The sequence below is a fragment of the Phormidesmis priestleyi BC1401 genome, from assembly GCF_001650195.1.
Classification (GTDB): Bacteria; Cyanobacteriota; Cyanobacteriia; order Leptolyngbyales; family Leptolyngbyaceae; genus Phormidesmis_A; species Phormidesmis_A priestleyi_B.
Genome location: NZ_LXYR01000021.1, coordinates 37,410 through 54,696, shown reverse-complemented (window position 1 = coordinate 54,696; position 17,287 = coordinate 37,410). Strand labels below are relative to the sequence as shown.

The window sequence follows — 17,287 nt, the reverse complement described above, 5'->3', positions numbered from 1 at the left end:
GCTGTATTGCCTCAAGGCAAGGCGACGCTGGCAATTTTCTTACTCGATATGCAGCGAGTCATGGACGCAGTAGCCGTCAACAGATAATGACTTATAGCTTAAAATCTGGGCTAAGTTCTCGATAGATTTGAATGAGTTGGTCAACAGTTTGAGCAGGAGAAAACTTCTCTCTAACATATTCGGTTGCTCTTTTGCCCCGTTCAATAGCATCTTGGGGACAATCGAGGCAAACCCGCATAGCTGCCGCTAATTCTTCAACGTTTTCTCGCTCACACAGGAAGTTGTGCGACCCTGCCATTTCTGGTAAACCGCCAACATTGGCAGCGATCGAGCAGGTTGCCACGCTAGAGGCTTCAAGCACGACATAGCCAGCGGGTTCTTGCCAACGAGAAGGTGCGACCAGCGCAAGCGACGATCGAACGATCGGCAATATTTTGGGTTGAGAGTAGTTCCCTAAAAACTCAACGCAGTTTGAAATGTCGAGCGCTGCTGCTAAGTCTCGGAGCGCTTTGACTTCTCCGCCATCTCCAATAATCAACACGCGAAAGTCTTTGTTTTGAGCCTGAAGCAGTTGAGTTGCTTTTAGAAGTAAATCAACGCCTTTATCTGAGTTGAGCCGCCCGACATAAACAAACGAATGCGGTTTAGATAATTCATTGACTGTTTTGTGAGCACCTTGATCCTGAGCTTGGATGGGATTATATAAGGTTTCCACCTTCCAAGGGAAGCTGTGGGAATCTGCTAAAAATTGACTACAGGCAGTGTGGCGATCGACAACCAATGCTGTTAAAAAACGAGTCGCTAGTTTAGCGAGTTTTACGACTGTATGCAACTTCCACTTTAAAGGATAGTTAGACTTAGGTAATGAGTGAATAAACTCTGCTTTTAGCCTCTGTGATAAAGGCATTTCTTGATAAGTAAAGTGAATGGATGAGTAGAATAAATAATGATATTTAATGACAACTCTTTTGATGAGAATCTTACACAAACACGCAAAGAACAAGTGATTAGAATTCATGTGAACGAAATCAGCCCAAAGAATAGCGCCGACCCATTGTTGCAACGAACTGTCAGTCGTTGAAATTACTTTAGTTTCAATTCCTCTCAAGTTTAGCTCTGTCTGAATTGACTGAATATAAGTCAGAACCCCAGAAATTTCATCTCTACGATGAGTGTGTTGAATCAATAGTTTCATCTTAAGTTTCATCTTATTTTTTTAAGTTTAGATGACGACTCCAGAGATAAAATGGGCTGGCTACGCTACTGGTCAATAGCTCCATTTGACAAGCGGTGGACAGGTCTTTTTTGAGTAATTTTTGATGTTTGACAAAATAAGAAACTGTTTTGATGAGATCATTGGTGAGGTAAACCGGAAAAGCCAGGGGACGCTGCCAAGCGCTGAGGCGCATCATGCGGATGTGATGTTTGGCTAATCCAATTCCTCGCACTAGGTTTAGAAGATACGTGCGCTCTAATCGCCAAGCCGGAATTTGATGATAGAGGTGCTGTTCTGGGTTATACCAAATTTCCCAGCCTGCTTTTTGAATGTGCACGATCGCTGCAATGTCTTCGCTCGTTAACATTGACTGGGTGGTACGTCCTGACAGAAACGGTTTTTGAGGAACACTTTCTAGCCACGCCTGCCGTCGCACGACGAGTCCTGCTCCGGGGGGAAGGACTTTTGTGTAAAGATGTGGGGTTGAACCTCGCTCGACGATCGCCAAAAAAATAGCAACGTGCTTAAATTCTGGTGATGGTTCAACTTCAAATTCGCCGTGAATCTGCCCTCCAAAGGCTCCTGCTTGTGGATGAGTTTGGGCAAATTTGTAGGCGTTTGCAAGCCAGGTTTCATCTGGGAGAGTGTCATCGTCGAGAAAGCCAACGAGATTGCCTTGTGCTTCTTGAACTGCCCGAAGTCTAGCAAAAGCGACTCCTTGCTGAGGCTCAACCAAATAGCGCAGTGTCGTTGCAGAAAAGCGACTCTTTTGATAATCGTCAATGACTTGCTGAATGTGATCGGTGCTGTTGTTGTCAACGACCACAATCTCCCACTGAATGCCTTGGAGATTGACCTGCGAGTGCAGCCGCTCTAATACTTGCTTGATCCGATTCGCTCCGTTGTAGGTGCAAATAGCAACTGTAAAATCTAGCATTATTTATAAATAGAATTAGAGACTAAAATGCTTGAGAAGAATCGACCAATTAGAGACAAGACTGCGTTTTTGCAACTGGATGGGGCTGCTGATTGACTGGCAACAGATTTTTCTTAAGCAGATAGAAAGGGCTGAACAAGCTACCGATTAAAGCCTGCATCTCACAGGCGGCGACCACATCAGTTTTAAGTATTTTGTGATGGCGAACAAAGGAGCTAGTAATCTTGCAGAGGTCGCTGACTAAATACACGATCGTCATCACAGGGCGCTGCCAGGGCACAAAGCGGAGCATTCTCAAACGATGACGGCTCAGACCTAACGTGTGAAAAAAGTTGAGCAAATAATCTCTCTCCAAGCGCCGTGCAGGGATGTGGTGCTCAATTTGCATCGTCGGATGATGCCAAATTTCCCAGCCTGCTTTGCGGAGGTAGAACAAAGCTTCGATCTCTTCACTTTTTGTCGGTAGCCGATCGCCCGTCGGACCCTGAAGAACGAGATGAGTCGGAACGCTCTCTAGCCACGCTTGCCGCCGCACAACGAGTCCTGCCCCAGCAGGCAGTCCTTTTTTATAAGTGTCGTAGCAATACTGTTGAGTGTTTCCTTTGATTGCTAGATATGCCGAGATTTTCTCAAAGTTTTTCGGGATTTCTGTCTCAAAAACGCCCCGAATCCGACTGCCAAATGCTCCAGCTTTAGGGTTGACCTGCCCAAAAGCAACGGCGGAAGCCACCCAATCTTCAGAGGGCAGATTGTCGTCATCTAAAAAACCGATGAGGCGACCCTCGGCTTCTTGAATAGCGCGGCGACGGGCGATCGCGGCTCCTTGCTGAGGTTCAAACACATAGCGCAATGGGCACTGACCTACCCAAGTGGCTTGATAGCTCTGAATGACTCGTGCAGTGTCGTCGTTGCTGTTGTTATCGACTACGAGCACTTCCCAAGCGATCGTCTTGGTTTGAATCTGAGTTCGCAGGCGATCGAGGACGAGGGGAAGACGCTTTGCCCCGTTAAATGTGCGGATGGCGACGGTGAAATCCAGCATGGTAACTATGGTGAGGGGTTTGATTAGAATCGTGGAATCGCTGGTGACGAATCACGTTGCACCCTACTGATAAGTTGCCCAAGCTGGATAGGTTTCTACACAGGCATCAGCCTTTCTAAATTAGCTAAAAACGGTGACCTTCACCCGATCGCTAAACAAAATGTTCCCTTCGGCATCCATGCTGAAGTCTTGCCCCGGCTCTAGACCTCGATCGATGAGACGTTTGTAGACGGTGATCGAGGTGATTTTTCTGATTTCTCGCATCACATAGCCAGGAACCGTGTTTTCGATTGCCCAGCAAAACGACAGTGGATCTTGCCAAACAAGGCGTTCGAGGCTGACGATCACCATTCCGGCTACGTCGCGCAGAGTCAGCCGACTTCTCAGACTGGCGATCACCTCTTTGCCAATCGTCGTGCTGCGAGTTGCGAAGGCACTGGTTAATCGACTCAGGTCGGTTTCAAGTTCTAGAGAATTACTTTGTTGCACTGCATCTATCTCCAATGGGTGCTGTCTACTCCCTTAAGAGGGAGTTAAGATTTCGTAAAGTATACCCTGGGATAGATTTTCGATGATTAGGAAATAAGCAAGTTCAGTAAGACTTTTTGAGATGAAAGGTCAGAAGATGGTTGTGCACGGCTTCGAGAATGTTGATTAAATTTCATTAAGTAACTCAAAAGCCTTGAAAGTATCTATTGTTTCAATACCCTCAAGGCTTTTTAACTGGATCTAAATCGTTTTATCGACGATTGACAAACCAGCGCACAAATAGCTTCTCCATCTCAATCCATACAAACATCAGGGCGCTGAAACCGATGCAAACTCCAAGCTCGTTTAAGGTGAGGTAGTGAGTGCCAAAGAAGCTTCGCAGGGGGGCGACGTAGATCAACAGCAGTTGCAGAATTGTGGTGATGATGACAGCACCCCAAACATAGGGATTAGTGCGCGGGTCTAGCTCGATCGTCAATTTAGAATTTGAGCGAATGGCGATCGCGTGTCCCATTTGAGCAATGCACAGGGTTGTGAACACCATCGTTTTCCAGCGATCGGCATCTAAACCGTTGCCAAAATGTTGAGTGGTGTATTGGTAAGATCCCACCATGAGAGTGATGGTCAACACTGCCAAGACGATGCCGATGCGAATCATGTAAGCGCCCAAACCGCGAGAAAAAATGTTTTCATCTGGGTGATTGGGAGGACGATTCATCACATTGGATTCGGCAGGCTCGACCGCTAGCGCTAAAGCGGGCAATCCATCAGTCACGAGGTTCATCCACAAAATCTGGAGGGGAGACAGAGGAACGCCCCCGATCGGCAATAGCAGCGGCGAGGCGGCGATCGTCAACACTTCGCCAATGTTAGAGCCGAGAATGTATTTGATAAAGCGACGAATGTTGGTGTAGACCACGCGACCTTCTTCGGTGGCAGCGACGATCGTGGCGAAGTTATCGTCTAACAAGACCATATCGCTGGCTTCTTTGCTGACATCGGTTCCGGTGATGCCCATTGCAATCCCAATATCGGCTTGCTTGAGGGCAGGAGCGTCGTTTACCCCGTCACCCGTCATCGCAACAATTTTGCCTTTACGCTGAAGCGCCTGCACGATTCGCAGTTTGTGTTCGGGGGCAACACGAGCATAGATGCTAACGCGATCGACGTGCCGTTCGAGTTCTGGCAAGTCCATTTTTTCGAGGTCGCGTCCAATCAGCACTTCGTCGCCGGGTTTAGAGATCCCCAGGTTTTCGGCGATCGCTTGGGCGGTGAGTTGATGATCTCCCGTGATCATCACCGGACGGATCCCGGCTGTGCGGCAACGAGCCACAGCATCCCGGACTTCTAGCCGAGGGGCATCGAGCATATCGACCAAGCCGAGCCAGATTAAGTCATTTTCTGCCGAGTCCGAACCTTCAGGTGGAACAGTATCTAACGGTTTATAGGCAAATCCTAAAACTCGTAACCCTCTGGCAGCAAGTTGATTATTGCGTTCTAGAACTTGGCTGCGCTGCTCATCGGTTAGACCCTGAACCCGATCGCCATACTGAATCTTCTGGCATCGTTCTAAAACTAACTCTGGCGACCCTTTGGTAAACATCAAGTAGGGCGTTGCCAAAAAGCCTGTTTCTGATTGCAGCAGGTTAGCGGCATCTTGAACAATCACGCTCATGCGCTTCCGCTCTGAGGTGAACGGAATCTCAGACACACGCGGCAGTTTGCTGTTCCACTGGTCTTGCTCTAATCCGGCTTTGGCGGCGACGACCAGCAGTGCGCCTTCGGTAGGGTCGCCCAAAATTGTCCACTTTCCGTTTTCTGCTTGCAAGAGTGAATCGTTGCAGAGTGTGCAGGCAAGCAGGAGAGATCGCACTTCTGGATACTCGATCGGGTCGGCAACCTGCCCTTGAATCAGAAATTTGCCTTCAGGCACATAGCCTTCTCCGGTCACACTGGGCGAAAAGCTGGCAGTATGAAACGATTGCACCACCATTTTGTTTTGCGTCAATGTTCCAGTTTTGTCAGAGCAAATTGTGGTGACAGAACCCAGAGTTTCGACTGCCGGGAGTTTGCGAATCAGAGCATTGCGGCGCACCATTCGCTGAGTGCCGATCGCCAAAGTCACGGTGATTACCGCAGGCAACCCTTCTGGCACAACGGCGACTGCCATACTCAACGACACTTGCAGCAATTCTCGAAGCGGCGCAAAGCTTCTAGCTGCAATTAGCCCCCCAATCACCACGACACCCACCAGAATCAGCGCCCCAGTCACCAACGCTTGACTGAGTTGATCCATTCGCTGCTGTAGAGGAGTCGGCTCGGTCTCGACAGCTTGCAGCATGGTAGCGATTTTGCCGAGTTCGGTTCGCATCCCGGTGCCTGTCACGACGACGGTGCCGCGACCTTGAACGACTTCAGTGCCCTGGTAGACTAGATTTAAGCGATCGCCGAGCGAAGTCTCTTCTGGCAGGTGCAGGTCGGCTTGTTTGTTGACAGCCTGAGCCTCTCCCGTTAGGGCAGATTCTCGGATTTGCAGGTTTGAGGTTTCGATCAGTCGCCCATCGGCTGCTAATTGAACTCCTGCTTCCACCATCATCACATCGCCCGGAACGAGCTGCTCCGAGTCGATTTCGTGCACTTTGCCATCGCGAAGAATCCGAACTCTGGGAGAAGACAGTTGTTTAAGTGCGGCTAACGCTTTCTCAGCGCGGCTTTCTTGAAAGTAGCCCAATGCGCCATTGAGAAACACGATCGCCAAAATCGCGATCGTGTCTTTAAAAGGAATATCTCCCGGTTTGCCGACTCCCTGCACCAAATCTAGCAAGTCTAAAACGCCAGACACCAGCGCTACGCCGATTAGCAGCAGCAGCATCACGTTTTTAAACTGGTCGATCAAGATCTCCCAAGAGCTGCGTCCGCTCACTTCTTCTAATTCGTTTGTCCCAAATTCTTGTAGCCGTTCATCGACTTGTTGTTGGGTTAACCCCGTTTTGCGATCGCTGTGCAAAAGGTCGAGCGATCGTTCAGGGTCGATCGTGTGCCATGCCGAGTTGAGAGAAAGCAGATTAGGAGCCATAGAATTGAATAAGGGAATGAACGCCTACAGCACTTAATCATAGTGCTTAGAAATTAGATTTAGCACTATTAAATAGTGTAAACTTCTTGACTTAGAGTATAGACTCGATACTCTAGATGTTCAATGAGAGAAAAGGCTCTTTCTTGAGGAGAGGGAGCAGGAAGCTCGTACACCGATTTAATGTGAGATGGTTGATAACCCGTTTATTCCGCAAAGGTTGGTTGGCAGACAGGCTGAATTGCAGCAGGTCAGCGCAATTTTGGCGGCTGATGAAGACTTGCTTTTAGCAGGAGTGCCAGGAATTGGGCGACGAACTCTGATTCGCTGGGCGGCGAAACACTCTGGCGCAAGAGTCGTTGAAATTGACTGTCTGCGGGCAACTAGCTGCGATCGCTTCCTTCAACTGCTGGCAGAAGGCTTACTGTCGGCGTTTGGCTCTGATGAACATCCTCTAATCCAGCGCTGGAGCCAAGATCAGCCTGTAGTTTTGCAATCATCTTCAAGCGGACGGGCAACGCTGGTTTGGCATCTGTCTTCTGGGAAAGAGTGGTCATTATTTCAGGCTTTGCTGACACTGCCGCAAAAGATGGCAGAGTGGCTAGACTGCCGAGTCGTGCTCGTGTTTCAGAATTTTCCGCACCTGCGATCGTGGGATCGCACCAGTAAATGGGAACATCATTTGCGCCAAGAAATTCAGCAGCAAAGTCGAGTCAGCTATGCGCTAATTGCTACGGTCGCAGAGCAACAAACTCAGCCGAGCGATCTAAAAGTTGTTTCTCTAGCACCGCTCACCGATCGAGACTTGCAGCCCTGGATTGTGGACGCGATAACAGCGAAGGGATTGCAGCTTGAGCCTGAGAGTCAGGCATTATTTCTCGGCTATGTGCAGGGTCATTTTGGAGATACGATCGCCCTTGCCCGTCGCATCTGGCAGTCTGAACGGGTAAGTGACGATCTTTTTCATCCTGTAATTATTCAGCCTCATCACGTTCATCGCAGCGCGATCGCTCTCGTCGAAGATCTGTCCGTCACGTTTGAATCGCTGATTTTGCTGTTGCCTCATAGCCAAGTGCGGGTGCTAGAAAGCCTTGCGCTTGACCCGACCGATAGCCCTCATGCGCGGGAATATATTCAAAAACATCATCTGTCGAGGGGCGGCGGCTTGCAGGGAGCGTTAGCCAGCTTGGAGCAAAAAGGACTCGTGTATGGGGCAGATCACGGCTATCAAATTGCGCTGCCGCTTTTGGGGTTTTGGCTTAAATATCGATTGGGCTAACTGGGTTGCTCTCGACGATCGAACACCACGATAAATTGAGCGTCAGGTTCTAAGCGGCGTAATATCTGACAACAACCTTCGGCATCAGATGCGGTGCGACGACGGGCAACGGTGACTCGCTGCATTTTTGGCAGCAGTCGGATGACAGCCCAAGATTCTAGGCGGTCTTTGTAAGGCATAATGATTACGTCTCCATGAGAATTGGAGCTAAAAACCAGCCCAAATGCTTTTCCAGGGCGAGGCTGGTTCTTAACCATTGATAGATAACGTTCGTGTCATCTGACATCAGTTTACACGAGGTGGTGTCAATTAGCAATCAAATTTAGATACGACGCTCTATTAAGATTTGGCGCATGGCAAGAGCAGGGAACGCCCTCAAACAAGTACTCATAAATCACGAGATTAAGCGCAGCCAGCTTGCAAAGACGATGGGTATCAATCCCGCAGTGATGAGTCGTTGGGTGAGTGAAGATAGAGATCCATTAGCAGAAGCGTTATTTGAAATCTATCGGGCGTTGCGAAAGCTCAAACCAGAGGCGGCTGAAGAGTTTATTCGGCTGTTTCTCAGAGATGCCGAGACTGATGAGAGTTAAGACAGGTGAAGACGAGCTATGAAAGACTATCACATCAACATTTTTCATCGCGAAGAAGACGAAGGCTACATTGCCGACATTCCCGATTTGAAATATGCTCGGCGTTTAGCGATACCGTTGAAGAAGCCGTCCACGAACTCTTAAAAGCCAAAGCAGCATGGCTAGAAACGGCTAAAGCAGAAGGCAAGCCTATTCCGACCCCCAAATATCGCCCAGCGATCGATCAAATTGCTTCCTGAATCCGATCGTTCAACAATAACTCACGGCACAATCACCGATAAAGCATTCGGCACCACTTTAAAATGAGCCGGGGTCGAAGTCGTGATCTCTCCATCTGTGTTGATCGATCGAGGTCTGCGAGTATAAACGTGAAACTCTTTGCCTGTCCAAGACTGTGCCCAAGGCGACACGCCCTGCCGTCCCCGCCGCAGCGCCGGAAGCACCGCCAACATCTGCCACCAGTGATCGACCTCCAGACTATAGAGATCTAAACGCTGATCATCGATCGCCGCATCTTCTGCCACTGCCATGCCGCCGCCATAATAGCGCCCATTGCCCACCGCGATTTGAATCGCCCGAACTTTCTGCGATCGTCCTCCCTCAATCTGAATCTCTGCGTGAAACCGCCGACTCTTCCACAGTGCTTGCAAAGCAGTCGCGGCGTAGGCAAAAACGCCCCAGCGCCTCTTGACTTCTTGGGTGAGGCTGCGAGTGATCTTCACACTCAACCCCAAACTGGCGACGTTGAAGAAATATTTGCCATTCACCCAACCCAAATCGATCGCATGAACTTTGCCTGCTGCAATAATCTGACACGCTTCGGGCAACGTCGCCGGAATTCCTAGCGTCCGCGCTAAATCGTTGGCAGTCCCCAATGGCAAGATGCCCAGCGGTAACTGAGTCTCGACTAAGCCTTCTACCGCCGCATTCAACGTGCCGTCACCGCCGCCGATAATCACTAAATCTACCCTGTTACGATAATCACGAATCACATCTGGGAGACGATCGGGGTCTGCGATCGCTTCTTCGCACAACTCAAGCCCCAACGATTCTAATTGATGGACGGCAGCGTCTAACGGCTGCTGCCCTCTGCGAGCATGACGGTTGACCAATAATAAAGCGCGCTGATTCATAAATAGTGATGTCCATAATTCAAATAAAGCTTTCTCACCTCCCATTTTTTGCATAGAGCGTGTCTTGATACATTCATCGTGGGACAGTTTTGTTTATGATTGGGGGCTGAACGCTTATTTAATAACACCGATGCTCAATTTCGGTATCTCTTCTGAGCAGTCTTCCTCGCTGGCTGTCTCATCTCAGCCCATTATGCCACCGCGCACCATTCGTCCGATCGCGGTTTATGCGCTAAATGGGTTGGCAGTTTGGCAAAGTCAACTGCTGGCTCTCGACTCCGTTCGCGGCTATTTACTCCGGCTCGATGCGGCGAGCGACAATACGATCGTGCTCAACGCTCACAGCACAGAACCGTTTGTTGACGCAACGAGTTTGGCGATTTGGGGCGAAACGATCTGGTTTACTCAAGAAAATAACGTTTATTTTTGTGGATTTCATGACTTAACGCCACAGCTTTTTGTGAGTTTGCCTTATGCTGCCGACGGGGTAGGGGTTTGGGAATCTACGATTTATGTGACCTGTCAAAAGTCAGGCTATATTTTCATTTACGAACGCAGCACTAAACGAAAGATTACTCAGTTTCCATTGCTTGGGGTCGGAACCGCCAATTTGACTGTGCGAGATGAAGAACTCTGGGTCTGCGATCGCATTGAGCAAACGGTTTATTGTCTCGATCGGGCAACGGGCGAGCTTCAGTTCAGCATTCTCACGCCGTTTGAGTCGCCGACCGGGTTGGCATTTTTGCCCGACCCAACGACTGGACAGCAGACGCTCTATGTCTCCTACGCCAGCGAAGAGGCATATATTCGCGACAACCCTAATGCCGATCCCAGTCACGAATTGACCTTTCGCGATCGCACCTTTGTTCATCCGCTCTATTTCCACAACGATTCTAAAGGACGCTATGCGCTCTCAAATGGTTACTTGGTTGAGATGTCCTACGCTGAAGAACTGCTGCCCCTAGACGAGGTTGATCTCGAAAATCTAGAGTGGCGCATTGCTCTGCCAACAGAAACCGATCGGCAAAAAGTTAAACACGTTGAAGCGATCGGAGTGCCTTTTACCGAAGAAATCCAGGAAGGGCAAAAGGTCGCGGTCTTTAAGTTTGACTCTCTCAAGCCCAACGAGCGGAATATCTTTGGCTGGAAAGCCCTGCTCGAAGTGAGAGGCATCAAATATCAACTCAAGCCGGACGATATTGATCAAGTCTCCGAACTGTCGCCCGAATTTAGAGCGCGTTATTTGATCGATGACGATGAGCTAGCGATGGATACGCCCGTGATTCAGGCTGCTGCGCGAGAAGCGATCGGCACCGAAACCAATCTGCTCAGAAAAATTCTCAAGATTCGCAACTTTGTCTACGATCGTCTCTCTTATGGCATCAAGCCTCACATCGATCCGCCCGATGTCGTCTTAGAACGAGGTATTGGCTCATGTGGCGAATATGTCGGCTTGCTGTTGGCGCTGTCTCGGCTGAACGGTATCGCCTGTCGCACTGTTGGGCGCTACAAGTGTCCTCCTTACCCTGAGCGTCAGCGCATCCCGCTAGAACCCGACTATAACCACGTTTGGATCGAATTCTATGTGCCTGGGTTTGGGTGGCTGCCAATGGAGTCAAACCCCGACGACATCGTAGAGCGCGGTCCGTATCCAACACGATTTTTTATGGGTCTACCCTGGTTTCACGCCGAAATCGGCAAAGGCATCACCTTCGAGTCGCTGAGAAGTGGCGGCGTTCCGGTGGGCGACTTGTTTGACTTGTCGATCGGTGATCTTGCCATTAATCACATCCGCTTCACCATTTTGGAGGAGCTACCCCCAATTTAAGGCGATCGCCTTCAACACAGGAATTCTGTAGGCTAACATCTGAATAAATCTGAACCCAAGAGGAAAGATTCCGTTCATTGCTGAATGCAGATATGAAATGCCCTCCTCACGCAGTGGGGCAAGCCCTCGCCAACCCTTCTCCCCAAGGAGAAGGGAGCCAGAACTCTTGTCCCCTCTCCTTGGGGAGAGGGCTAGGGTGAGGGCAAACTCTGTGCCTCATGGATCGATTCAGCAAAAAGAAGTGGGCTAAAAATCTCAGCCTAAGAATTGTTTGGTAGATGAAGTTGGAGCGTTCTGCGAGAATTGGTAAGAGCAGTTGTTTAGTTATAGTGATTGAAAGGACGTTGAGCATCTGGCACCTGCTGCCTGACCCATAAATTTAGGAAAATTAGGATGTCTGAGAACTGGAGAAGTAAAGCCGTCACCGAAGGAGTGCAGCGATCGCCCAATCGCGCCATGCTGCGAGCGGTTGGTTTTGGCGATGGAGACTTTCAGAAGCCGATCGTGGGAGTCGCCAGCGCCCATAGCACAATCACGCCCTGCAATATGGGAATCGCAGCCCTGGCAGTGGAAGCAGAGGCAGGCATTCGGCTAGGGGGCGGGATGCCCCAACTCTTTGGCACCATTACCGTGAGTGATGGCATTTCGATGGGCACCGAAGGAATGAAGTATTCCCTGGTGTCGCGAGATGTAATTGCCGACTCTATTGAAACTGCCTGCAACGCCCAGAGTATGGATGGCATATTGGCGATCGGTGGCTGCGACAAAAATATGCCAGGAGCCATGATTGCGATGGCGCGGATGAATATTCCAGCCGTCTTCGTTTATGGTGGCACCATCAAACCAGGGCATCTAGAGGGCGAAGATCTAACCGTCGTGAGTTCCTTTGAAGCGGTGGGTCAATATAGTGCAGGTCGCATTAATGAAGTGCGGCTGATGTCCGTGGAGCGCAATGCCTGTCCAGGAGCAGGTTCCTGTGGTGGTATGTATACTGCGAATACGATGTCCGCAGCATTCGAGGCAATGGGCATGAGCTTGATGTATTCCTCGACGATGGCGGCGGAAGATCCTGAAAAAGCTGAGAATACGGCACTGGCAGGAAAAGCGCTGGTAGAAGCAATTCGCAATAATATTCGTCCCCGCGACATCATCACCCGCCAGTCGATCGAAAACGCGATCGCGGTGATTATGGCAGTCGGTGGTTCTACTAATGCGGTGCTGCACTTTTTGGCGATCGCCCATTCCGCCAGAGTAGCTCTGAAGCTCGATGACTTTGAAACCATCCGCGCTCGCGTTCCCGTCCTCTGCGATCTCAAACCCTCCGGTCGCTATGTCGCCACCGATTTGCACAAAGCGGGTGGTATCCCCCAAGTGATGAAAATGCTGTTGAACCACGGCTTGATCCACGGCGATTGCCCCACCATTACCGGAGATACCATTGCCGAACGCTTGCGGCAGGTTCCCGATCAGCCTCGCGCTGACCAGGATGTGATTCGTCCCTGGACTAACCCCATGTACGCCACGGGACATCTGGCAATCTTGAGAGGCAATCTGGCAACCGAAGGAGCCGTCGCTAAAATCACAGGCATCAAAAAAGCACAGATCACCGGACCCGCACGGGTGTTTGACTCTGAAGAAGCCTGTCTGGATGCGATTTTGGCAGGCAAGATCGTTGCCGGAGACGTGATCGTCATTCGCTACGAAGGTCCCAAAGGCGGACCTGGAATGCGGGAAATGCTGGCTCCCACCTCTGCTATCATTGGGGCTGGTTTGGGCGATGCCGTTGGGTTGATCACCGATGGACGGTTTTCTGGCGGCACCTATGGCATGGTAGTGGGGCATGTGGCACCAGAAGCCTATGTGGGTGGCACGATCGCCTTAGTTCAAGAAAACGACTCCATCACCATTGATGCCGCTGCTCGTCTCTTGCAAGTGAATTTGTCGGATGAAGAGTTAGAACTACGGCGCGCTGCTTGGCAAAAACCAAACCCTCGCTATACCTCTGGCGTTCTGGCGAAATATGCCACTCTGGTATCTTCTAGCAGCTTAGGTGCCGTCACCGATCTCAACGTGTCGCCTTAATGAAGCCGGAGTCACTGCTCCTTCACGATTTCGGATGAGGTTTGGGATTGTGATCGCAGGAGAATCAAGTCTCTTGCGATCGCAAGACCAACAAACCTAGAACCACTCGTAGCGGGTCTTTTTGGACTTGATCACATCAAGGACACCATCACATTTTTGTCCCTCAATGATGTCCTTGAGATGGATTTGCCCATCGACATATTGAACGTGAATGTGCCAACCTGAAACTTTATCAATGTCAGCACGGCAGATCGCCTGCTTCACACCTTTTACTTTGTGCAGCCTCGTTTTTGGAAGTTTTCTTGTTCTATGGCACTCACTGTCCTCAAGCTCTGCCAAGCCTTCAAGAAAACTAATTTTCAGTTGGTCATCTGGCAAGATTTTCATTGCTTGGTAGAGAATTCCGTATTCATCACAAAGAGTAAGGGTTTGTGCCATAAATGAATCTACGAGATCTGGGCAGGTTCTCGATCGTGATGGAGTATATCTTGATATGGGGATTCCGCTATACCTCGATACACGGTATCGATGTCATCATGTTCTACTACTCGAAAAAGAGTAAAGATAACTTGCCCAAAAATAGGATCTTCGTCAACTGCCAAAATTACCCTTAGCTTTTGTGAAACCTTTAACGTATACAGAGAAGATTCGTATCCATTCAGTCCTGACAACAAAGAGAGCCGACGAAGCTTTCGATAAACGTCAACTTTTTGAGTTGGAAACAGACTCGCACAATCGTTGATTTTTTTAACTGTGATCGCCTTCTCTTCGTTGCTCAACCTTTCAAGATCCTGCTCAAAGTTCCTGGTTGACTCTATTAAAATGTCCACTTACGACCCTTTCATCTCTACTCGCTACTTGCCCTCAATCTTTAGCATAGCAACAAGATTTTTCCTAGAGAATCTTGTAGAAGTTTAATCGACCACTTGGGTAGTTGGGCTAGGGGTTAAAAGCCAGCGCTCGACCGCGAACCTGCTCATTAAATTTGCCGCGTTCGTATACCACTTGCCCGCCCACGATCGTCACCACAGACCAGCCCGTCAAATTCCATCCCTCAAACGGACTCCAGCCACACTTCGTCTGAAGTTCTTCGCGCAGGACAGGATGGTAGGTGTCCAAATCTACCAGCACTAAGTCTGCATCGTAACCAGGAGCGATCGTCCCCTTTCCGACAATGCCGTATGCCTTTGCCACTGCCGTAGACATCCAGTGAGACACTTGAGCCACGCTACATCGCCCCTGCATTGCCTGGGTTAGCATCAGCGGCAAAGAGGTTTCTACTCCAGGCATTCCCGATGGCACCTTGGCAGGCTCTAGAAAAACGGTCGTCGCAGATGCTTCCTCATCGACTTGAGTTGTGGGATTCGCCCGACCTTTTTCTGCCAGCGTATGGGGGGCATGATCGGTGGCAATAAAATCAATGACTCCATCCTGAAGTGCCTGCCACAGCACCTCATTGTCGTGAACACTCCGAATCGGCGGGTTCATCTGAATCAGTGACCCCAGTTGTTCATAGAAGCCTGTATTGAGCAGTAGATGCTGAGGCGTGACTTCCGCTGTCACCCACGCTGGCTTATCCTGACGCAACAGTTCGGCTTCTTCCGCGGTTGAAAGGTGCAGGATATGGAGCCGTCGCCGATATTTTTTGGACAGTTTGAGCGCCAGTTGCGTTGCATTGAGCGCCGCCTGATTATCTTGAATCACGGAATGAATCGCCGGATCAGTAATGCCTGCAAATTCTTTCCGCCGTTGAGCAATCCGCGCCTGGTCTTCGGCATGAACTGCGATCAGGCGGGTGCCTGTGGCAAAAATGCGATCTAACGCAGCTTCTTGATCAACCAGCAGATCGCCGTGCATCGACCCCATAAAAATCTTGATGCCGGGAGTTGGAGTCGCTGTTTGCAGGTCAGGTAAGTTTTCTGCCGTGGCTCCGATAAAAAAGCCGAAGTTCACAAAGGACTTTTGGGCGGCGCGTGCCAGCTTATCGTTTAGGGTTGCCTGATTAATAGTCAGCGGTTTTGTGTTGGGCATTTCTAAAAAGGAAGTCACGCCGCCACGGGCACAGGCACGGGAGGCGGTGGTGAGATCTTCTTTGTGCTCTAATCCCGGTTCACGGAAATGCACTTGGGGGTCGATTACGCCTGGTAGCAGGGTTAGATGGTTAGCCTCAATCACAGTATCAGCCGTGCGATCGAGGTTTGAGCCAATCTCCCCAATCAAGCCTCCCTCAACCCAAACATCAGCGGATTGAAACTGTCCATTAGGGAGTAAAACCCTGGCGTTGCGGATCAATAACGTTCGATCGGGCGATGGGGTCATGCTAAACCAGAAAATACTGCTTCCATCATAGGAAATTACGAGCCAAATTTTGTCCATAGTCCAACAACGCCCATGCACATCGATCGCCAAAAGTTGATTGGGTTGTGATACAAAGATTATCTACAGCCGCTCAAGCCAAGCATTAGAATGCTTAATTGGTCAAGAAGACCACCGTTCAAATCAGGTTTGCGTGAAATGAACGATTGTTTAGGAGAACGCGGATGACCCATCCCTTCTTTGCAAATCGGGTTGGAGTACTAGCCACGATGCACCGTAAGGAAAAAGCTATTGCACCCATTTTGGAACAGGAGTTAGGCATCAAGCTTCAGATTCCTGAAAACTTTAATACGGATAGGTTTGGCACCTTTACTCGCGATCGCGACCGACCGGGTGATCAAAGATCAACCGCACGCTTAAAGGCTGAAAGCGCACTGGAGCTTACGGGTGAAAGTCTGGCGATCGCCAGCGAAGGCAGCTTTGGACCCCATCCTAGCTTTCCGATGGTTGCCTGCAATTGTGAGTTAGTCGTCTTGGTCGATCGCGCTCACAACCTAGAAATTTTCGGTCAAGAAATTTCTCTGGAAACCAACTACCGCCATACAACCGTTTGCAGCTTAGAAGAAGCACAGATTTTTGCTCAGACCATCGGCTTTCCAGAGCATGGGTTGGTCGTCATGCCTCACGCATCGACTAAAAATTCAAATGAGATTGTGAAAGGCATTGTCAGTGAAGCGCAACTGCTAACCGTCGTGACCGAAGCGCTGCGGCGATCGCCCACCATTCACCTAGAAACTGACATGCGGGCGCTCCATAACCCAACCCGCATGAACGTGATTGCAAAAGCCACAAACAACCTCGTGAATGCGATTCAAAGCACTTGTCCCAATTGTGCCTATCCCGGCTTTGAGCCAGTCGAATATCAGCCCGGTCTGCCCTGCGCCCTGTGCCATTTTCCCACAGATCTCACCCGTGTCGCCATCCACCACTGCCAGCACTGCGGGTTTCGCCAAGAAAAATTGTTCCCCGATGGCATCGAAGCAGCAGATCCTGCACAATGTTTATACTGTAATCCTTAATGTCGTTTCTATAGAAGCGATATTAAGATCTTATGTAGCTTCAACTCATCCTGTCTAACGGCTTAGCTGAGCGGCGGCAGATAACCTTGGCAGCAACGCCAGAACCTCTCGCCCGTCCGCTCCAGCGCGTTGTTATGCCGCGCCGCTACGAAGGTTAAACTTATAAAATAGTCTAACCTACCCTTGTTTTGGCTGCTACGATCTAAGCAGTAGATTTAAG

Annotated in this window: 15 protein-coding genes; 6 read left to right on the top strand and 9 right to left on the bottom strand. The window is 49.8% G+C overall.

From position 1 onward, the window contains the following. Positions 1-91: 91 nt before the first annotated feature. The 5 genes from A8707_RS12990 to A8707_RS12970 form a co-directional block, all read right to left on the bottom strand. The gene (locus A8707_RS12990; protein WP_231948050.1) at positions 92-907 is read right to left on the bottom strand and encodes a glycosyltransferase family 4 protein; all 816 of its coding nucleotides are present in this window, start codon (positions 905-907) and stop codon (positions 92-94) included. Between the two features lie 301 nt (positions 908-1,208). After that, a complete protein-coding gene (gene hpsE, locus A8707_RS12985) occupies positions 1,209-2,153 on the bottom strand; it encodes a hormogonium polysaccharide biosynthesis glycosyltransferase HpsE (protein WP_068817629.1) in 945 nt (314 codons plus the stop codon). A gap of 49 nt (positions 2,154-2,202) precedes the next feature. Then, positions 2,203-3,195 (bottom strand): hormogonium polysaccharide biosynthesis glycosyltransferase HpsE, encoded by a 993-nt coding sequence (gene hpsE / locus A8707_RS12980; RefSeq protein ID WP_082906350.1) that lies wholly within the window; start codon positions 3,193-3,195, stop codon positions 2,203-2,205. Positions 3,196-3,315: 120 nt separating this feature from the next. Continuing rightward, positions 3,316-3,684 carry a hypothetical protein gene (locus A8707_RS12975; protein WP_068817626.1) on the bottom strand — a complete coding sequence of 123 codons (369 nt, stop codon included), beginning with the start codon at positions 3,682-3,684 and terminating at the stop codon, positions 3,316-3,318. A gap of 250 nt (positions 3,685-3,934) precedes the next feature. Then, positions 3,935-6,760 (bottom strand): cation-translocating P-type ATPase, encoded by a 2,826-nt coding sequence (locus A8707_RS12970; RefSeq protein ID WP_068817624.1) that lies wholly within the window; start codon positions 6,758-6,760, stop codon positions 3,935-3,937. 187 nt (positions 6,761-6,947) lie between these two features. Here A8707_RS12970 and A8707_RS12965 point away from each other — a divergent pair, with 187 nt between their 5' ends. Then, positions 6,948-8,036, top strand: coding sequence for an AAA family ATPase (locus A8707_RS12965; RefSeq protein WP_068817622.1), 1,089 nt, complete (start codon positions 6,948-6,950; stop codon positions 8,034-8,036). On the opposite strand, the gene A8707_RS12960 is transcribed toward A8707_RS12965, so the two are convergent. Then, positions 8,033-8,293, bottom strand: a complete 261-nt coding sequence (locus A8707_RS12960) for a hypothetical protein (RefSeq protein ID WP_197484757.1) — start codon at positions 8,291-8,293, stop codon at positions 8,033-8,035. The two genes, A8707_RS12965 and A8707_RS12960, sit on opposite strands and share 4 nt — an antisense overlap. A gap of 96 nt (positions 8,294-8,389) precedes the next feature. Between A8707_RS12960 and A8707_RS12955 the strand changes: the two genes are divergently transcribed. Next, positions 8,390-8,629 carry a helix-turn-helix domain-containing protein gene (locus A8707_RS12955; RefSeq protein ID WP_068817621.1) on the top strand — a complete coding sequence of 80 codons (240 nt, stop codon included), beginning with the start codon at positions 8,390-8,392 and terminating at the stop codon, positions 8,627-8,629. Positions 8,630-8,647: 18 nt separating this feature from the next. After that, entirely contained in the window at positions 8,648-8,773 is a 126-nt protein-coding gene (locus tag A8707_RS30235; RefSeq protein ID WP_269452723.1) for a hypothetical protein, read from the top strand. A 116-nt stretch (positions 8,774-8,889) separates the two neighbouring features. Here A8707_RS30235 and A8707_RS12945 read toward each other — a convergent pair whose 3' ends face one another. Beyond that, positions 8,890-9,762, bottom strand: a complete 873-nt coding sequence (locus tag A8707_RS12945) for a lipid kinase (RefSeq protein WP_068817619.1) — start codon at positions 9,760-9,762, stop codon at positions 8,890-8,892. Positions 9,763-9,892: 130 nt separating this feature from the next. On the opposite strand from A8707_RS12945, the gene A8707_RS12940 reads away from it, so the two are divergent. Together A8707_RS12940 and ilvD are read left to right on the top strand one after the other, a co-directional pair. After that, positions 9,893-11,590: a transglutaminase-like domain-containing protein gene (locus A8707_RS12940; protein ID WP_068817617.1), complete on the top strand. Its 1,698-nt coding sequence runs from the start codon at positions 9,893-9,895 to the stop codon at positions 11,588-11,590. Between the two features lie 393 nt (positions 11,591-11,983). Then, a complete protein-coding gene (gene ilvD, locus A8707_RS12935; RefSeq protein ID WP_068817615.1) occupies positions 11,984-13,672 on the top strand; it encodes a dihydroxy-acid dehydratase in 1,689 nt (562 codons plus the stop codon). 96 nt (positions 13,673-13,768) lie between these two features. On the opposite strand, the gene A8707_RS12930 is transcribed toward ilvD, so the two are convergent. Together A8707_RS12930 and A8707_RS12920 are read right to left on the bottom strand one after the other, a co-directional pair. Beyond that, on the bottom strand, positions 13,769-14,110 hold the full coding sequence (locus A8707_RS12930) for a hypothetical protein (RefSeq protein ID WP_068817613.1): 342 nt from the start codon (positions 14,108-14,110) through the stop codon (positions 13,769-13,771). A gap of 501 nt (positions 14,111-14,611) precedes the next feature. Continuing rightward, positions 14,612-16,048 (bottom strand): dihydroorotase, encoded by a 1,437-nt coding sequence (locus A8707_RS12920; RefSeq protein ID WP_231948049.1) that lies wholly within the window; start codon positions 16,046-16,048, stop codon positions 14,612-14,614. Positions 16,049-16,212: 164 nt separating this feature from the next. On the opposite strand from A8707_RS12920, the gene A8707_RS12915 reads away from it, so the two are divergent. Next, the gene (locus A8707_RS12915) at positions 16,213-17,067 is read left to right on the top strand and encodes a DUF6671 family protein (protein ID WP_068817609.1); all 855 of its coding nucleotides are present in this window, start codon (positions 16,213-16,215) and stop codon (positions 17,065-17,067) included. Positions 17,068-17,287 lie beyond the last annotated feature (220 nt).